This window comes from Chromobacterium alkanivorans (genome assembly GCF_016937655.1).
Taxonomy (GTDB): Bacteria; Pseudomonadota; Gammaproteobacteria; order Burkholderiales; family Chromobacteriaceae; genus Chromobacterium; species Chromobacterium alkanivorans.
Genome location: NZ_JAFHKL010000003.1, coordinates 123,779 through 138,318, shown reverse-complemented (window position 1 = coordinate 138,318; position 14,540 = coordinate 123,779). Strand labels below are relative to the sequence as shown.

At 59.7% G+C, this 14,540-nt stretch carries 24 protein-coding genes; 11 read left to right on the top strand and 13 right to left on the bottom strand.

Features of this window, described 5'->3' with window-relative positions; genetic code table 11:
• Positions 1–6 precede the first annotated feature (6 nt).
• From JW897_RS06500 to JW897_RS06445, 12 genes are all read right to left on the bottom strand, one after another.
• Positions 7–609: a hypothetical protein gene (locus JW897_RS06500; protein ID WP_205465556.1), complete on the bottom strand. Its 603-nt coding sequence runs from the start codon at positions 607–609 to the stop codon at positions 7–9.
• Positions 606–881 carry a hypothetical protein gene (locus tag JW897_RS06495; RefSeq protein WP_205465555.1) on the bottom strand — a complete coding sequence of 92 codons (276 nt, stop codon included), beginning with the start codon at positions 879–881 and terminating at the stop codon, positions 606–608. The genes JW897_RS06500 and JW897_RS06495 overlap by 4 nt, the downstream gene beginning before the upstream one ends.
• Positions 878–1,255: a hypothetical protein gene (locus JW897_RS06490; RefSeq protein WP_205465554.1), complete on the bottom strand. Its 378-nt coding sequence runs from the start codon at positions 1,253–1,255 to the stop codon at positions 878–880. Before JW897_RS06490 ends, JW897_RS06495 begins: the two co-directional genes overlap by 4 nt.
• A 96-nt stretch (positions 1,256–1,351) precedes the next feature.
• Positions 1,352–1,702: a hypothetical protein gene (locus tag JW897_RS06485; protein ID WP_205465553.1), complete on the bottom strand. Its 351-nt coding sequence runs from the start codon at positions 1,700–1,702 to the stop codon at positions 1,352–1,354.
• Positions 1,699–2,433: a P-loop NTPase family protein gene (locus JW897_RS06480; RefSeq protein WP_205465552.1), complete on the bottom strand. Its 735-nt coding sequence runs from the start codon at positions 2,431–2,433 to the stop codon at positions 1,699–1,701. The genes JW897_RS06485 and JW897_RS06480 overlap by 4 nt, the downstream gene beginning before the upstream one ends.
• Before the next feature lie 4 nt (positions 2,434–2,437).
• Positions 2,438–2,773 (bottom strand): hypothetical protein, encoded by a 336-nt coding sequence (locus JW897_RS06475; RefSeq protein ID WP_205465551.1) that lies wholly within the window; start codon positions 2,771–2,773, stop codon positions 2,438–2,440.
• Between the two features lie 76 nt (positions 2,774–2,849).
• Positions 2,850–3,089 carry an H-NS family nucleoid-associated regulatory protein gene (locus tag JW897_RS06470; protein WP_205465550.1) on the bottom strand — a complete coding sequence of 80 codons (240 nt, stop codon included), beginning with the start codon at positions 3,087–3,089 and terminating at the stop codon, positions 2,850–2,852.
• 11 nt (positions 3,090–3,100) lie between these two features.
• On the bottom strand, positions 3,101–3,328 hold the full coding sequence (locus tag JW897_RS06465; protein ID WP_205465549.1) for a hypothetical protein: 228 nt from the start codon (positions 3,326–3,328) through the stop codon (positions 3,101–3,103).
• The gene (locus tag JW897_RS06460; RefSeq protein ID WP_205465548.1) at positions 3,325–3,927 is read right to left on the bottom strand and encodes a hypothetical protein; all 603 of its coding nucleotides are present in this window, start codon (positions 3,925–3,927) and stop codon (positions 3,325–3,327) included. The genes JW897_RS06465 and JW897_RS06460 overlap by 4 nt, the downstream gene beginning before the upstream one ends.
• On the bottom strand, positions 3,924–4,085 hold the full coding sequence (locus JW897_RS06455; protein ID WP_205465547.1) for a hypothetical protein: 162 nt from the start codon (positions 4,083–4,085) through the stop codon (positions 3,924–3,926). The genes JW897_RS06460 and JW897_RS06455 overlap by 4 nt, the downstream gene beginning before the upstream one ends.
• An 18-nt stretch (positions 4,086–4,103) precedes the next feature.
• Positions 4,104–4,658, bottom strand: coding sequence for a DUF7673 family protein (locus tag JW897_RS06450; RefSeq protein ID WP_205465546.1), 555 nt, complete (start codon positions 4,656–4,658; stop codon positions 4,104–4,106).
• Positions 4,655–4,978: a helix-turn-helix domain-containing protein gene (locus tag JW897_RS06445; protein WP_205465545.1), complete on the bottom strand. Its 324-nt coding sequence runs from the start codon at positions 4,976–4,978 to the stop codon at positions 4,655–4,657. The genes JW897_RS06450 and JW897_RS06445 overlap by 4 nt, the downstream gene beginning before the upstream one ends.
• 746 nt (positions 4,979–5,724) lie before the next feature.
• Between JW897_RS06445 and JW897_RS06440 the strand changes: the two genes are divergently transcribed.
• Positions 5,725–6,039 carry a helix-turn-helix domain-containing protein gene (locus tag JW897_RS06440; protein ID WP_338030556.1) on the top strand — a complete coding sequence of 105 codons (315 nt, stop codon included), beginning with the start codon at positions 5,725–5,727 and terminating at the stop codon, positions 6,037–6,039.
• 354 nt (positions 6,040–6,393) lie between these two features.
• Here JW897_RS06440 and JW897_RS06435 read toward each other — a convergent pair whose 3' ends face one another.
• On the bottom strand, positions 6,394–6,891 hold the full coding sequence (locus tag JW897_RS06435; RefSeq protein WP_205465543.1) for a helix-turn-helix domain-containing protein: 498 nt from the start codon (positions 6,889–6,891) through the stop codon (positions 6,394–6,396).
• A gap of 333 nt (positions 6,892–7,224) precedes the next feature.
• Between JW897_RS06435 and JW897_RS06430 the strand changes: the two genes are divergently transcribed.
• From JW897_RS06430 to JW897_RS06385, 10 genes are all read left to right on the top strand, one after another.
• Positions 7,225–7,851, top strand: coding sequence for a hypothetical protein (locus JW897_RS06430; protein WP_205465542.1), 627 nt, complete (start codon positions 7,225–7,227; stop codon positions 7,849–7,851).
• Positions 7,852–7,980: 129 nt separating this feature from the next.
• Positions 7,981–8,238, top strand: coding sequence for a hypothetical protein (locus JW897_RS06425; RefSeq protein ID WP_205465541.1), 258 nt, complete (start codon positions 7,981–7,983; stop codon positions 8,236–8,238).
• Positions 8,239–8,259: 21 nt separating this feature from the next.
• Positions 8,260–9,135 carry a hypothetical protein gene (locus JW897_RS06420; RefSeq protein WP_205465540.1) on the top strand — a complete coding sequence of 292 codons (876 nt, stop codon included), beginning with the start codon at positions 8,260–8,262 and terminating at the stop codon, positions 9,133–9,135.
• Between the two features lie 2 nt (positions 9,136–9,137).
• A complete protein-coding gene (locus tag JW897_RS06415; RefSeq protein ID WP_205465539.1) occupies positions 9,138–9,776 on the top strand; it encodes a hypothetical protein in 639 nt (212 codons plus the stop codon).
• Positions 9,777–9,826: 50 nt separating this feature from the next.
• A complete protein-coding gene (locus JW897_RS06410; protein WP_205465538.1) occupies positions 9,827–10,333 on the top strand; it encodes a hypothetical protein in 507 nt (168 codons plus the stop codon).
• A 168-nt stretch (positions 10,334–10,501) separates the two neighbouring features.
• A complete protein-coding gene (locus JW897_RS06405; protein ID WP_205465537.1) occupies positions 10,502–11,245 on the top strand; it encodes a hypothetical protein in 744 nt (247 codons plus the stop codon).
• Positions 11,246–11,443: 198 nt separating this feature from the next.
• Positions 11,444–12,085 carry a hypothetical protein gene (locus JW897_RS06400; protein ID WP_205465536.1) on the top strand — a complete coding sequence of 214 codons (642 nt, stop codon included), beginning with the start codon at positions 11,444–11,446 and terminating at the stop codon, positions 12,083–12,085.
• A gap of 1 nt (position 12,086) precedes the next feature.
• Positions 12,087–14,105: a phage terminase large subunit family protein gene (locus tag JW897_RS06395; RefSeq protein WP_205465535.1), complete on the top strand. Its 2,019-nt coding sequence runs from the start codon at positions 12,087–12,089 to the stop codon at positions 14,103–14,105.
• A complete protein-coding gene (locus tag JW897_RS06390; protein WP_205465534.1) occupies positions 14,102–14,314 on the top strand; it encodes a hypothetical protein in 213 nt (70 codons plus the stop codon). Before JW897_RS06395 ends, JW897_RS06390 begins: the two co-directional genes overlap by 4 nt.
• Before the next feature lie 2 nt (positions 14,315–14,316).
• Positions 14,317–14,538 (top strand): phage head-tail joining protein, encoded by a 222-nt coding sequence (locus JW897_RS06385; protein WP_081556905.1) that lies wholly within the window; start codon positions 14,317–14,319, stop codon positions 14,536–14,538.
• Positions 14,539–14,540 lie beyond the last annotated feature (2 nt).

Sequence of the window (14,540 nt, the reverse complement as noted above, 5' to 3'; positions counted from 1 at the left end):
TGTTGGTCAGGATTTAAGCGGCATGAGCGCGCCACGGCCGCCGTGGAAGGTGAAGCCGGCGATGTCGTCCGGCATTGAGCCGGTGGCAAGCAGTGGCGTTGGCAATTGGGCGATCAACGACAGATAGTTCCGCTGGAAGCGGGCTATTCCTACCCGTACTGGTCGGGAGGTGTCGATCTGCCCGGTGGCATTGCAATCTTGGCAAGGGTCGTTGAAATGCCCTTTGCCGTCGCAGGGCTTGCAGTCGTACCAGTCGTCATAGTGTTTAAACTTGCCGTGCCCGACGCATGCCGGGCAGGTTGGTTTGTCGCCACGCCCGGTGCACGTCCGGCAAGGTCTAAATTTAGGGGCGGGAATAACTGGCAGCGCTTGGTATCCTGCTGTGGGGAGGCTTGCCAGGATGTCCGTGATTCGCTGAATCATTATGGCGGGGATGTCCGGGTGGTCGCCGCCTTCGGTTTCAATCAGGATATGGCCGTTGCTGGCGTAGGATTTTCCATTCATCCGGAATGGGGTGCGCATCCAGTCGCGGAAGTCGTTCTGGCTGGCGCAGAACGGTTGCAGGTTAATGGAGGGGGCATTCACTGCGCCGGTTTCATGCGGGTTCATGAGGGTTGCTCCGGGAAAAGTTCGCGCTGGTGCGCGGCGCCCAGCGGCGCTAGGTCGCTGGCCGTGGCGATGATGGTTTGATGGAGGGTGCTGTGGACGATGAACGAGACGCCGCCGGGCTCTGCGTAGCCGCCGTTTTTGCGGCGGTGCACGGTGCGCCCGGCCAGGTGCTTCCAGTCGCCGGCCGGGCTGATGGAAAACAGGGTGTCAAACGGTAGGCGGCGGGCGTCGTCTTGTGCGTCGTGCAGATCGGCGGCAGTGCCGGGGGTCACGGGTTCACGCCATCGAGGCGCAGAAAAACGTAGTAGTCGCTGTTTTCGGGCGTGATCTGGATCGATTGATTGATCGGGTCGCGGTGAGTGCGCAGCCGGCGCAGGGCGGCCAGCGTGGTAAGCGTGGACTGATTGAGGCCGCCGACAATCGCGCAGGTCGTTGCGGAGATATGGTCCGTGGTGCCGCTGCGGGTGGTTTGCAGCGCGCCGTGCAACTGGGTGGTCACGGTGTCGATGGTGGCGCCGGGGATGTTTTGAATGTCGCGGATCAGTTCTTCCAGCTGAAAGCTCGCGGCTTTCAGGTTTTGAACCTGTATAGCAATTTGCAGGGCGGTTTTGTCGAACTGCTGTTTAACGTCAAATTTCAGTTCCATGAGCTTGGCTCCTGATGTGCCGGCATCGGCGCCGGCGTTGGGGCGGTTGTTTCGGTGCGAAGATCAGCGCCGCCGCAGTGACGGCGCTGGTAAGGATTAAGGCGATGGCGGGCATTGGGTCTGCTGGTCTTGTTCAATCGCCTCGATTAAGGCGGCGATGGCGGCGGGGGTGGTAGGCTTGCGCTTGATTTCGATGGCGGTCAAATAGTCGCGTTCGTCCCATTCGTCTGCTGTCTTGATCTCCAGCATTTTCCCGCCGCCTATGTCGAGGTAATCCCCAAAAGAAATGCCGTGTTTGCTCGTCGCTTTGTCAAGTGCGGTCAGAGTCGCTTTGATGTGCTCCCTGGCTTCGTCTTGGGCGGCGAAATACTGTTTACGCGCTTCTTCGGCCCCCTCTTTGAGCTTGGCCATTTTGCGGATGGCTTTGGTAAGTTCTTGGGGGCTCATGCGTTTCCCTCTTGTCCCCGCAGGATGGGTGCCAACTGGTTGAACAGGTCGTCCCATACCTGGCGCAGGCGGTGCTTGGGCATGAAGGGCCAGTCGCTGGCCAGGACTTCGCCAAACGTCAGGTTCTGCGTTGTCATTTGGCGGATGTCTTCGCCAAAACACTGGGCGTCGCGCTGGTGAATGGTGACAATCCCGGCGATGCGGTCGCGGTGGTTCTGGTAGATGCCGGATTCGTGAAACGGGGTGCCGTGGCGGTCTACCAGCGGGCCGTTGCGTTCGTTGAGCCAAACCACGATAGGCGCCGTAGTGCTGGCGATCAGGGCGTTGAGACCGTCCACGGTGTCGTCCTGCTCTTGGCCGGCTATCAGGATGGAGTGGAGCAGCACGCGGCGCTGCATGCTGGCCAGTACTTCGAGGGCTCCCGTTTCGGCAATGTATGCCGTAGCCGGGATAAAGCTGGTGGCGCCGTTATCAACCACGGTCGCGCCCTGGTGCTGGTAGATCCATTCCACCATCGCATCAAACGCCCTGGAGTTGATTTTGTTGTTCTCCATGATGTCCAGCGGCCGGACGTTCATGGCTTTGTGGCGGGACAGCGTTTTGTTGACCGGGTCGCTGTCGATGCCCAGCGGGTTGTTATTGAGCGCTGCCTCTACTTGCATGATCAGCGATGAAACAAGGGACTTGCCTATGCCTCCCTTGCCTTGCAGTACGTGATTGCTGTTGTACATGTGCTTACCATTTCTCCCGTTTTTGGGTGTGGGTGTGGTCGTTAAAGTTGAAGCGCTTGGGTCCGTTTGCCGGGCTTGCCGAGGGCGACAAGGGCGGCGCGAGGGTGGGGGCATGCGGCTTTCCTTTCTTGATGGCCTTCCGGGCGCGGTGCAGCGCAACGCGGAATTCGTTCATGTTCATTTGCAGGCCGGCGGCGGCAAGGGTGTTCAGGATGCTGGCGTGAGTGGCGCCGCGTTGAATGGCGGCTTCAATCTCGGGCAGTGCGGCGCGGAAGCGTGCCGCCTTGCTTTCAGCGCCCAGTTCCGCCAGCGCTTTGATTAGGCTGGGCGTCTGTTCCATGGGGGGTAATGTTTTGATAACGACTTGCTAACGGGCTGCTAACGCGTCGCTAATGTTTTGATAACGGCGGCTGCGGTTAGGGCTGGTGGATGTGGGCATCAAGGTCCGCCAGCTGGCCGCCCTGGTTCAGGTATTCCGCTACCCATGCCGGTTTCTTCCCGCGCCCGTTCCACGTCAGCGCGCTACCGTCCACGCCCATGATGAAAAACTGCCCACGCTGCGCCCGTGCGCGCTTGAGTGTGGAGGCGGGCAGCAGGAACAGGGCGGCGCGGCCGGTGAGTTTTAGCGGTAGGGTTAACTCAAGTTGTTCGCCCATGGCAGCGGCTCTCAGCGAGGGCGGACGATGCGGCGGGCCGGGCAGCTGGGCAGCGTGTCCCAGCCGTCGCAGGTGTCCGCCAGGCGCCGGCGCTCCATTGCCCGGTCTTCCAGCCGGTGCCGCGTCTCGCGGGTCTTTGCCGCGTGCTGGGGGTCTTGCTCCGCTTTGGCGAAGTGGTAAAGGGTGGCAGTGCGGACTTCGGCCACCTGGGCGGCGGCTACGCGGATAGAGATGGTCATAGCAGGCTCTCTTTGAGGTCTTCTTCGGTGACGGTGTATTCGGTGATGTCTTCGACTAGGTAGAAAGCCGGCGGACAGTGCTTGCGCGCCCACTCGCTCAAGAGGGTGTGGAGTTCTTCTTGCGCCTCTTTGCTCGGGTCGGGGTAGACGTCGGAAACCTCCCCGACGGCTTCGTGTGCGCCATCGCCCAAGCGCTCCAGTACGTCGTCAATGTTGATCCGGTTGGCAGGGTCGAGGGGTTGGCGGGTGCCGTAGTAAACGATGTCGCCGGTGCGAAGCTCTTCGCTGATGGCCAGGTCTGCAAAGTCTTCGTAATTGAATGTCTCGCCGTTGGCGCTCCATGCCGCGTTGTCCGGGCGTGTTTGTCTCGGGCTGTGCTGGGTGATGGCGGCCAGGCCGGCCGCGGTGACGGCGAACCACGGAGAGCCGCCGGTCATTTCGGATGCTGGGTGCTCTCGCATCAGTCCGGCGCTGACCAATTCCCGGCAGCGCGTGACGTCATCGCCGCCGGCTGCATAGTGGTTGCGGTATTGCTCGCCGAGGCCGTATTCATTGACGCCGACGGTGTGTTGCAGGATTTTGAGTAGTTCGGGTTTCACTTGGCTGGCTCCTCGATGATGTAGGCGTTCTTGCCGCCGCAGCGCGGGCAGCGGCTGGTTTGGATGTGGGGGTCTTTGCGGTCCGGTTCCCAAGCGCGGTCTTTCTGCTGGTGCTGATGCCGGCAGCGGGTGCATTTCAATTTCTGGTCTGGGTTCAATGTTGTCTCCTTGGCGGGTCAGGAAATCTTGGTCCGATGGTTGCCGGGGCCGCTAACAAACAGGTTCACGTCAGCTAGTCGGTAGTCGCCGGGGCTACCTACCACTTTGTATTCGGCGCGGCCTCCGTCGATATGGACCGGAAATTTCACCTGGGGCGGGGTCTGGCCGTAGTACTTGCTGCTGCGCTTAATTTCCGCGTAGAGCTTGACCCCGCTGTCCTTGGAGTGGTCCCGGATGCGCCAGTCTTCGGCCAGCTTCTCGAAGACTTCGCCGCCGTTTTTGAAGTAGGTATGCACCTCTTGCAAGGGACTCCAGTCCATGGCCAAGACGCGCAAGCAATCCTGAAACTGTTCGATGTCAAGTGAGCGGAGCTCTACCAGGCCAAGCTTGAAGCGCTCGCTGTTGTAGAGGCTTAGCAAAAAGTTGGCGATGATCTTGCTTTGCCCGTGGGCGCCGTTGGCTTGAACCATCAGGCGGGCCAGGGCCGGGTGCCCTTCTTTTAGTGCCTCGGCGCGGAAGGCGTCGATTTGGCGGAGTTGTGCGAAGAATTCCAGGCCGTTGGGGGTGTTCATGCCGCCTGCTCCTCGTTGCTGGCCAGTGCTGCGGCGGCTTTGGTCTTCACCGCCTTTGCCAAACTCTTGTAGAGGTCCGGGTGGGTGGTCTTGAGGTAGTCCACAATCTGGACGTCCTCGCCGCGTATCGTGGTCAGGTCGATTTGCTCGATGTAGACCAGCCGCAACAGTTCGCGGGTGGGCTTGGGCATGTTGCGGCCGGTTTCGTAGCGGCTGCCGGCGGACTGGGTGGCGCCGATGCGGGACCAGAACGCTTGTTGGGTCAGGCCGGTGGCGCGGCGGATATCGCGGGGGTCTTCGATCTTGCGGAAACGGTCCATTTGCTAATCCCTCGTTAATGGGTTGCTAACGCTGTGTAATGTTTTGCTAATGCCCAAGGCCCAAAAAAAGGCCGGGCGGCCTGGGGGTGTGCATCCCGCTGCGTTCTCGGTGGAAAGCGCAGGAGGATGCGGCGTCATCTGATTCAGAGGGTGCGCGTTGTTGGAAACGTGCGATGACGCCGCGTGCCGGTTACAGCGTCCGGCGCCGGTTGGGCGGTGTTCGCCCGGCTGATTACATGTTGATGTCGCGGTGTATGGCTTAGTTGGTCGTTAATGGGGTGCCAGTCCAAAAGTACCCGGTGCCGTCAATGGCTCGATGCCCGGTAACTCGCCTATCGCATCCCGCCAGTTCAGGGCTGGCGGTCCATGGGGTGGGTCTGGCTCTACATCGGCCTTTCCTTTCGCATGTGCGTATCCCGGTCAAAGCGGGCCGGTACGGTGGTTCTCAGGTTGTTAAAGAGCGCAGTAATGTGTTTGCGTATTCAGAATACGAAAACGCATTACTCGTGTCAATGCGTTTGCGTATTTTTATTCGAATAGGTATTGGGTGTGGCGTTTGGCCAACGCACCGTTGCAAAGGGAGGGAGGGGGGGGCGGCTTCCTAAGACACAATTTGGTTTTAAATAAAACTGTCTATATGGACAGTCGTATGTCTTAAGTTGCTTTGAGAAAAATAAGATGTCTTGATAGTTCTGCTAAGTTCTGCCAAATCTTAAGACTAACTAGAACTACTTAGTTGGGGCGCGGTGGACTTCCATGAACGATTGAATTTGCTGAAGCGGCGAAAGAGGGTGCCTGCTCGTGTCATTGCGAAAGAGTGTGGGGTGAGTATGCAAACCGTTTACAATTGGTTGAAATACTCTATGCCAGATTCTTCAAACATGACGCGGCTCTGTGCTTACTTTGGGGTTACGCCTGACTGGCTGCTTTACGGGCGAGAGTCCGTAGGGAGGGAGTTGCTTTTATCTGAATTGAATGCAATTTTGCCGTCGATAGCTGAAAATAGACTTAGTCTTTTGCTTGCCATTGCTATCGAATTCATGCATGCAGATGGCGCGTAAAGCGCCATCTGTACTTATAAAATACGCGCAAATAGTACAGTATAAATCCTAACATCATCGCATTAGCATGGCTCGTGTTTGATGTTGCCAGGGAGGGGCTGGCGCTAGCGGGGTATGTGATCACGATAACAAGAGGCTGGATATGAACACTTCGCTTGGGAGCTTTAAAGGTGGTGGGATTGGCGATGGCGCACGAGCTCAACTTAGCTTGGTTTTGAGAGAGGAAGACGACGAGGTGGTTGTTCGATGGTCGGGCGATGTGGCGCGGCTAGTAAAATCGGTAGACCAGCGGAAGCTATCTGATTTATTGCATCGATTGCGGGGTAGTCTTTAGAGTGTACAAAAGCGGCTGAATCAGCCGCTTTTTTCATTTAGTGAGTCAACAAGTAGGTGGACAAGTTGAATGACTTCTTGTCTGTTGAGTTGGCTTACAACGTCCTTGATAAGTGCTTCGCGGCTGGCGTAGTAGATGGCCGGTTCCTCCGCGATCTTAACTTGGTTGCTGTCGCCAGTTATGGGTTGGGACTCGTAGTACCCCTTTGGTATGTCTCCGCGAAGTTCAGCAACCGTAAGGCCAAAGTGTTCTGCGATGGGGGCGAGCGTAGAGAACCGGGGGTCTTTGCTTTCCCCGGTCAAAATCCTATGGATGGTGGGCTGAGGTACTTTTGTGATCTCTGCAAGCTTGGTTGCGTTTGACCCTGACTCGTCCAGTAGTTTTTGAAGCCGTTCTTTTAGTTCCATTTCCAAACTATACGACAACGCATAGATACAATTGAAATGCGGTTCCGCATTTTTGGATTGATTGTAATGCGTTTGCGTATTATCATGCGGCATGGACTCGATCAAAGACATGCTCAAAATCCTGCATGGCAAGGGTTTCACTGATACCGAGGTGGCCCGCGTAACGTGCATTCCTCAGCCCACAATTAGCCGCCTTCGCTCTGGGAGGCATGGCGATACTTCGTATACGTTTGGAAAACGTATAGAAGCCTTTTTCCTGCGAGAAGCAACTCTTTCTGCTGTTCGGTGCCGGCCACGCCGTCGCCCACGTAGATCGGCCCGTGCTCCTGCTATTCCCCCTCCGTCTGACTTCGAGTGTCGAGACGGCCTTGCCGGCTGACCCCGGCTTTTTTATTCCTGTGTCGGCTGTGACTAGCAGCCGCAGTAACTATAGCGAGGTCTGACATGGATTTCATGCGGCTCGAACCACACGAAACGGTGGTGGGCATATTGCGGCGCGCGTACCAAGTGCATCAACAGCGCAGCGGGCTGACGTTCGAGGCGATAGCCTCCGATATGTTCGGTCTCTATTTCCGCATGGGAATGGACCGGGTTTGGCCGCTGGAGATTCAGCAACCGGGACCGGACTCGCCCGCCGGGCGGGTGATGAAGACCAACGCGGAGCGGTTTAAGCGCTGGCTGACTGAAGAGGGCCGCGGTCGCAACCAGTTGCCGCCCAATATGCTGCAAGTGGTCCTGTCGGCACTGCCGGCGGACCTGCGCTTGATGGCTCTGGCGGAGATTCTGCGGCCGGTGGGGGTAGAGGTGTCATTGGCGCCGCCGTCTGACGGTGGCGACGATTATTCGGTGGTGCTGTCCGCGGTGGCGAAGGAAAACGGCGAGGGTGTGGCCGCATTTGCGCGGCTGTCCCAAGGCCATAGCCTGCCGGCGCTACGGGCCGCGGAAAAGGAGTTGGTAGAAGGCATGTCGTCGTCCGACGTCGCGTTGCAGTATGTGCGCCGCCGGTTGAGCAGCCTCCCTATTGAGCCGAGGGCGCCAAAATGTCGCGCGAGTTCCAAAGACGCCGGTTGATGCAGCAAAGAGCCCGGTTTCGGCACGCTCCATCTCGTTTGAAAGAGGACGAGCGCCGCCGGATGCTGGCCGATGTTCTGGCCCTGCTGGACGGTGTGGCGCGGGATCGCGCCGAGGAGGCGCGGCGACGTGGAGACGGATAGCGGGCTGGTGGAGTGGGTGCTGGAGAGCGGGGACCCGGACCGGGACGCCGCGTATCTGGATGCGCTCCGAGGCAGCCACGGCGGCACGGCGCTACGGAAGCGCGAGATTAAACGGCTGCAAATGGTCTATGGCGATGGCTATCGGATGAATGTTGAGCGCGCGCTGAGCGGGGATGCGCCCCGCATGGCTGCGGAAATGAAGAACGGCGGGCGTAATGAGGCGCTGGCGATGCTGAACAAGTGACAAGCGATAGAAGGTGAATGTATGCATATTTTGCTGTCTGAGGACGAGCAAGGGGCACTTGCGTCTTGCAGCCTGGAGGCGTTCCGGCTGTATGTGCTGGGGCTGCGGCCGGTGGTGGATATCCGCACCGGCCTGGTGGGTCGGGGCTTCCCGGTCAGCCGTGCACAGCTGGCCATCAATATCCAGTTTGCGCCGCCGCGCGGGAGCCAGCGGGCGCCGTGGAAGCCTTCACTCAAGCAGCTGGATGCGCTGGTGGACGAGTTGACCCGCGAGGGCCTGGCCAAGCGCGTCTCTACCGTGCATGAGGTCAAAAAGATGGTTTTGAAATTGCCCATGGTGTTATTGCGTCCGCAGGAGGAAGGGGACATGAACGGGAATAATGAGCCGGACATGAACGGGAATCCAGAAACCCAGCCGCCGCAAGGGTTTGACGGCGGTACTGCTTTTGATGAACAGGACGCCCCGGCAATGAATGAGCCGGACATATCGGTGTATCGGGGTAATGATGTGTCGTGCCGCGCCGTCGCATCGTCGGCTTCGCCTTCGGCTACTGACGATTTACCGCCTTTCGTTGATGGCCTGGAACTGTCTGCAAAGGCAGGGGTGGAGGCGTTCAAACGGGCGCTGGGCCGTGATTATGCAGTGGATGCGGCGACGTTGAGTGCGGTCAACAGGGTGGCGGAGGTGGCTCGCAAACGGCCGCTGGGGGCCTTTGAGTTGGGGCAGGCGGTGAAGTTGGCGCGGGTAAAGGGGCGGCATGTTGCCGCTTATGCATCAAGCATTATCGAGTCTGGCAGCTTGTCGGCGCCAGCGTCCCCAGCGCCACGCCGTGGTGAGCCTGCCGCTGGTGGTGATGCGGTATCCCGGCGCTTGCGTCGCCGTGGCGCGGCGGCTTAGCGATGGGCGCGCTGATGGAGTGGGGCGGCGAGCTGGAGGCAGGGGGGCCGACTCCAGCGGATTACGTGTTGCTGCGGCTGTCCGCGCTGTGGCCGGGCAAAGTGGTGCGCAAACTGGGGACGGATGAAGAGTTGGACGCCTGGTGCCGGGAGTTGGATGAAGCCATTGCGCGGCATCGGTTTACGCGCAAGCATGTGGATGCGGGCATTAATCGGGCCGTGGCGGTGTTGGAGTGGCCGCCGTTGGACATCCACGCATTGATTCGCTTGTTCTCGCCAGTTCACGATTTTGAGGCCGCGTTCAAGGAGGCCAGAGCCAACGCTTACGCGCTCCAGCTGGGCGATGAGGTGGCGTGGAGCCACCCGGCGCTGTACTTCGCGGCAGACCGGTTCGGGTGGTTCCCGCTACGCAATGCGGCGTATGAGCATGAGCGCCAGCGCTGGGAAACGGTGTTGTTGGAGGTGTTGGCCTGGGGGCAATGGCCTGAGCCCGTCAGGCAGTACCTGCCGGCCAAGGGCGGCTTGCAGACACGTCGGGTACAACTGTCCGCCCTGGCGCTGGCACGGGAGAAAATACAGCAGGCAGCAGCGGACGGGCCTATGGTGCATCCGGACTTTGCGGTAAAATCGCAGCACAAATAAAGCCCGGCCAGACTGGGCTAGGGGTTCCCACTCGGTTCATAGGGAATGCTATGTCTGTTGATGTTGTTAAAGTGGTGATGAAGGCCATGGAGTTGGTTTCCGCCGAGGGATCGGCCAAGGCGGTTAATCATGGTCGTGTGCCCGGCGCATCTACTTTCATCGGCGCGGAATTGTTGGATTTCGTCTCCGCCCGGCGCTTGTTGGATGCGGCCATGCGCTTGCCTGCTGAGCAGTATCTAGCGCTCATGTGGCAGGTGTTGAAGAACGATCCGCGTCAAGGCTGGTTGGTGTGCCAGGACCTGGCGGCGTTCGTGGCCAATAACCTGGGGCCGGCGGACGGTAACAGGTTTGGCCGCGAAGGGCTGTTGTATTGGGTCCGGCACTGGGCGCGGAAAGATGGTTCATGCCGGGAAGCTGCCCATATGTATGGCGCATCCTATGGCACGCACCATGTGTTTTACGTCGAAAAGGTAAAGGTCATATTGGACAGCTGGCTCATTGCAGCCAAGGGCCGGCTGGAGGAAGTTATTTTTTCATCGGTGGAGGAAGCCGCTTGACACGATGAAAATCTAACAATATGATCCGTTTTGCAGCGGCCATAGTTGCGTCCAAAGCCCGAGTTTAACGACTCGGGCTTTTTGCGTTCTTGGTGGTTGTACCGTTGGTTTCCTTCCTGTTCAGCGCCCTGGCGACCCCGCCGGGGCGTTGCTTTTTGGGGCGTCCGAATGGCGAATGTGTCGATCAAAGGGCAAGGCCGCATCGGCCTGGAAGTGGCCGAGCGGGTGAAGCGGCCCACGGCCAAGGCATTGACGCGGACAGCAATGGACGTGAAGGCCGAGGAGGTCAACGAAATGCGCCGGGTGTTTGACCGGCCCACCAAGTACACGCTGGGCGGGGTCTATATGCGCGGCGCGTCGGTGGACAAGGGCCGCGACTATGCCGAGGTGTGGCTCAAGGATTTCGGCGGCAAGGGTGGCGCTGCGGCTCAGTACCTGAGCCCGCAGATATTCGGCGGGGCGCGGAAGTTGAAGCGCTTCGAGGGGGCGCTCAAGCGGGCGGGCATCCTGCCTGCCGGCATGTTCGCCGTTCCTGGCCGCGATGCGGACATGGACGCCAACGGCAATATGTCCCGCGCGCAGATCGTTCAAATCCTCAGTTACTTCAAGGGGCTGAGGGATTCCACGCAATGGATGTCCGATAAGCGCCGGGCGACGCTGGCCAGGGATGGCCGCCGAAATGGCCAGGTGCGGAAGGGCTTCACCTATTTCGCACTGCATAAGCGCAACGGCAAGCTGCCGCCCGGCGTCTACAAGCGCCTGGACTATGGGCAAGGCCGGGTAGTTGTCCGGCCCATCCTGGTGTTTGTTCGCCAGCCGAACTACACGCGACGCTTTGATTTCTTCGGGGTGGGCGAGCGGGTGATTGCCGCCCGCTTCCCGGTCCACATGCGGGCCGCGTGGGGTAGGTAAGCTGTCCCGGCTGGAATGGTTCAAACGCGATTCATTCTCGTTTGAAAGAATCTCCGGGCCGGACGGGTCCCTTCCAGGGGGTGGGGGTTTACGGGTGTTCGATCCCCGCCACCTCCGCAGTCTGTGAATTCCTGGGTTAACTAAACTGTTTAGCCTGTTTAGTCCTTAACTTTCAATATCTACTTTAAAGCGCGAGCTATGGCCGAGGAGATCAAGAAAAGCGAGTTCGCCGATCTACTCGGCGTGTCTCGTGGGTACGTGTCCCAGCTGGTGAGCAGCAATAGGCTTGTTCTATCAGCTGATGGAAAGCTGGTCCGGGTTAAGGAGTCGCTAGACCTGTTGGCAGTCACCGCGAGCGTGGACAAGGTGGGCGTGGCAGCAAAACACGCCCTGGAGCGGATGGCCAAGGGCGGCAGTTCTGACAATGTGCTGGCAAACATCATCGAGATGAAAGCCAGCGCGACCCGGACCAGCGAGGCAAGAGGAATGCCGGCACCAAGTCCGCCGCCGCGCCCGTCGGCACCGTTGGACGTGGTGGCCAATCCGCTGGATGCCTACAACCAAGCGCGGGCTGCCAACGAGGTGAAGCGTGGCCGGCAAATGGATCTGGATTACGCCAGGGACGAGGGGCAGCTTATTGGCCGTGAGGGAACCATCAAGGCGGTGGCTGACCTGGCGGCCGCTACGCGCTCGGCCATCGAGCGTTTGCCGGACCGGATTGCTACCGTGCTGGCGGCAGAGACGGACCCGAACAAGGTTTATTCGATGCTGCAAGGCGAGCTTGACGCGCTTTGCAATACGCTGAGCCAGCAAGCGGAAACCCTCTCCCGGAGGGTCTAGCATGAACTTGGCCGAATTCGACAGCCGCGCATATGACGCGGCTGTCTCTGCTTGGGCGGAGGCATTCCGCCCCCGCCCGCGGATGTTGGTGTCCGAATGGGCGGACAATAATCGGGAACTGACGACGGCGGAAACGTCAGAGCCCGGCCCCTGGAAAACCTCCCGTGTGCCGTTCATACGGGAGATACAAGACGCGCTGAGCACATCCTCGGATGTCCAGCGCGTTGTTTTTATGAAGTCCACGCAAGTGGCCGGGACGGAAAGCGGCATCAACTGGACTGGCTATGTGATTGACCAGTCGCCCGGCCCCATGCTTGTGGTGGAACCATCCATTGAAGTGGCGGAGCTCTGGTCCAAGCAGCGGCTGGCCAACATGATCAACGCAAGCGATGTACTGCTTGCCAAGGTCCCGCCCGCGCGCAGCCGGGACGGCGGCAACACAACGCTGTTGAAGGAGTACCCCGGCGGCGTGCTGCGGATCGGCGGCGCCAACTCCGCCAAGTCGCTGCGCTCCATGCCGGTGAAGTTCCTGTTCCTGGACGAAGTAGACGCCTACCCGTCGGACCTGGACGGGGAAGGCGACCCCATCGGCCTGGCGGAGGAGCGAACGAACAACTTCCCTCGCCGCAAGATACTGCTGGTCAGTACGCCGACGATTCGCGGCGCCAGCAATATCGAGAAGGAATTCTTGCGCAGCGACATGCGATATTACTACGTGCCATGCCCGCATTGCGGGCATAAACAGCGCCTGGTCCATGCCCACATGAAGTACATCTTCCTGCCGGGCCGCGACGGGGACCCGGACGCGCTGGATGACGTGGTGTATGGCTGCGAAAGCTGCGAGCAGGATATACCGGAGCATCACAAAACTTGGATGCTGGAGAACGGCGTATGGATTCCGACGTATCCAGAACGGGCGGTTCGTGGCTACCACATCAACAGCTACTATTCGCCCATCGGGCTGGGCCGGACCTGGAAGGAGCGGGCGCGGCAATGGCTGCTGGCGCAAAAAGACCCGGTAGAGCTCAAGCGCTATATCAACACCGCGCTGGGCGAAACCTGGGAGGATCGTAGCGCCAGCATCAAGGCGCACGAACTCGCCCAGCGCGCCAAGCCTTACACGCTGCGCATGATTCCGGCCGGCGTTCTGCTGCTGACCGCCGGCATTGATACCCAAGATGATCGCCTGGAAATGTACGTCTGGGGCTGGGGCCGCAGCGAGCGTTGTCACCTGATCGACAAAATCGTGATCTACGGCAACCCGTCAACGCCCAGCACGCCGGAACAGCCCAATGTATGGGACCAACTGGGCGGCTACCTTGACGCCAGCTACCGCAATCTGTTTGGCGTGGACATGCGCATTGAGTCGGCGGCGCTGGATACCGCCGGCCACAACTCGCAATCGGCGTACCGTTTCACCCGCAACTGGAAGGGGCGGACACGGTTGTTTGCCACCATCGGCCGCGGTAACAAGCCGTTGATCAACACGCCGTCAAAAGTGGATGTTGATGAATCCGGCGCCGTGATCAAAAACGGTCTGCTGCTCTGGACGGTGGGTGTCGATCAAGCCAAATCCACGCTGTTTTCTCGCTTGATGTCGGACCGCGAAACCTTCGAGGAAGGCGGAGAGCTATTTGTAAACTTCCCGGACGACATAGAAACCGAGTTTTACGAGCAGCTGACCGCCGAGGTCTATAACCCCGTAGCGAAGCGCTGGCAGAAAAAGACAGACCAGCCGCGAAACGAGGCGCTGGACTGTTGGAACCTGGCTTACTACGCCGCCTGCGCCGCGCCGTTGCGGATTCAAAACGCCCAGCCGGCCGATTGGGAGCGGCGCGAACTGGTGATCCAGCCGCCCACGGCGGATCTGTTCGCCGTTGCGGCCGCGCCCCCGACTGACAACCTTGCTGTCGAGATACCAGACGAAGCGCCCCAAAACGAAAGCCCCGCCGAAAGCGGGGCTTCTTCATTTGGGGCGTCGGATGACTTCCTGGGCAGCATCAGAGAGGACTATTTATGAGCCTGCAACACGAAGAGCAATCTCCCGCTGAGTTTCTGGCGGAGCGGTTGAATCCCTGGCCGGCCGGAAAGGTGATTGTGGTGTCTGTGCCCAGCGTCAAAGGGGACGATCATCTGGCCAAGATGTACGGCAGCCAACAATTGAAAAGCCGCCCGTGGCAATGGCACGCCTCGGCGCCGTTTGACGAAATCGACGCATTGGAGGGCTGAGCATGTCCACATGGAAATACGCGGACTTGCAGGCGGTAGAGGCGGCGATAGCCAGCGGCGAGCTGGAGATATACCGCGACGGCGCCAAAGTCACCTATCGGTCAGTCGCAGAGCTCGAACGCGCGCGGGAAGTCATCCGCAACCATTTGCGGGCAAGCGGCCAACTGGCCGCCGAGCCGGCGGCGCTGCCCTCGGTCACTTACGCGGCATTCAGTCGGGACTAAGC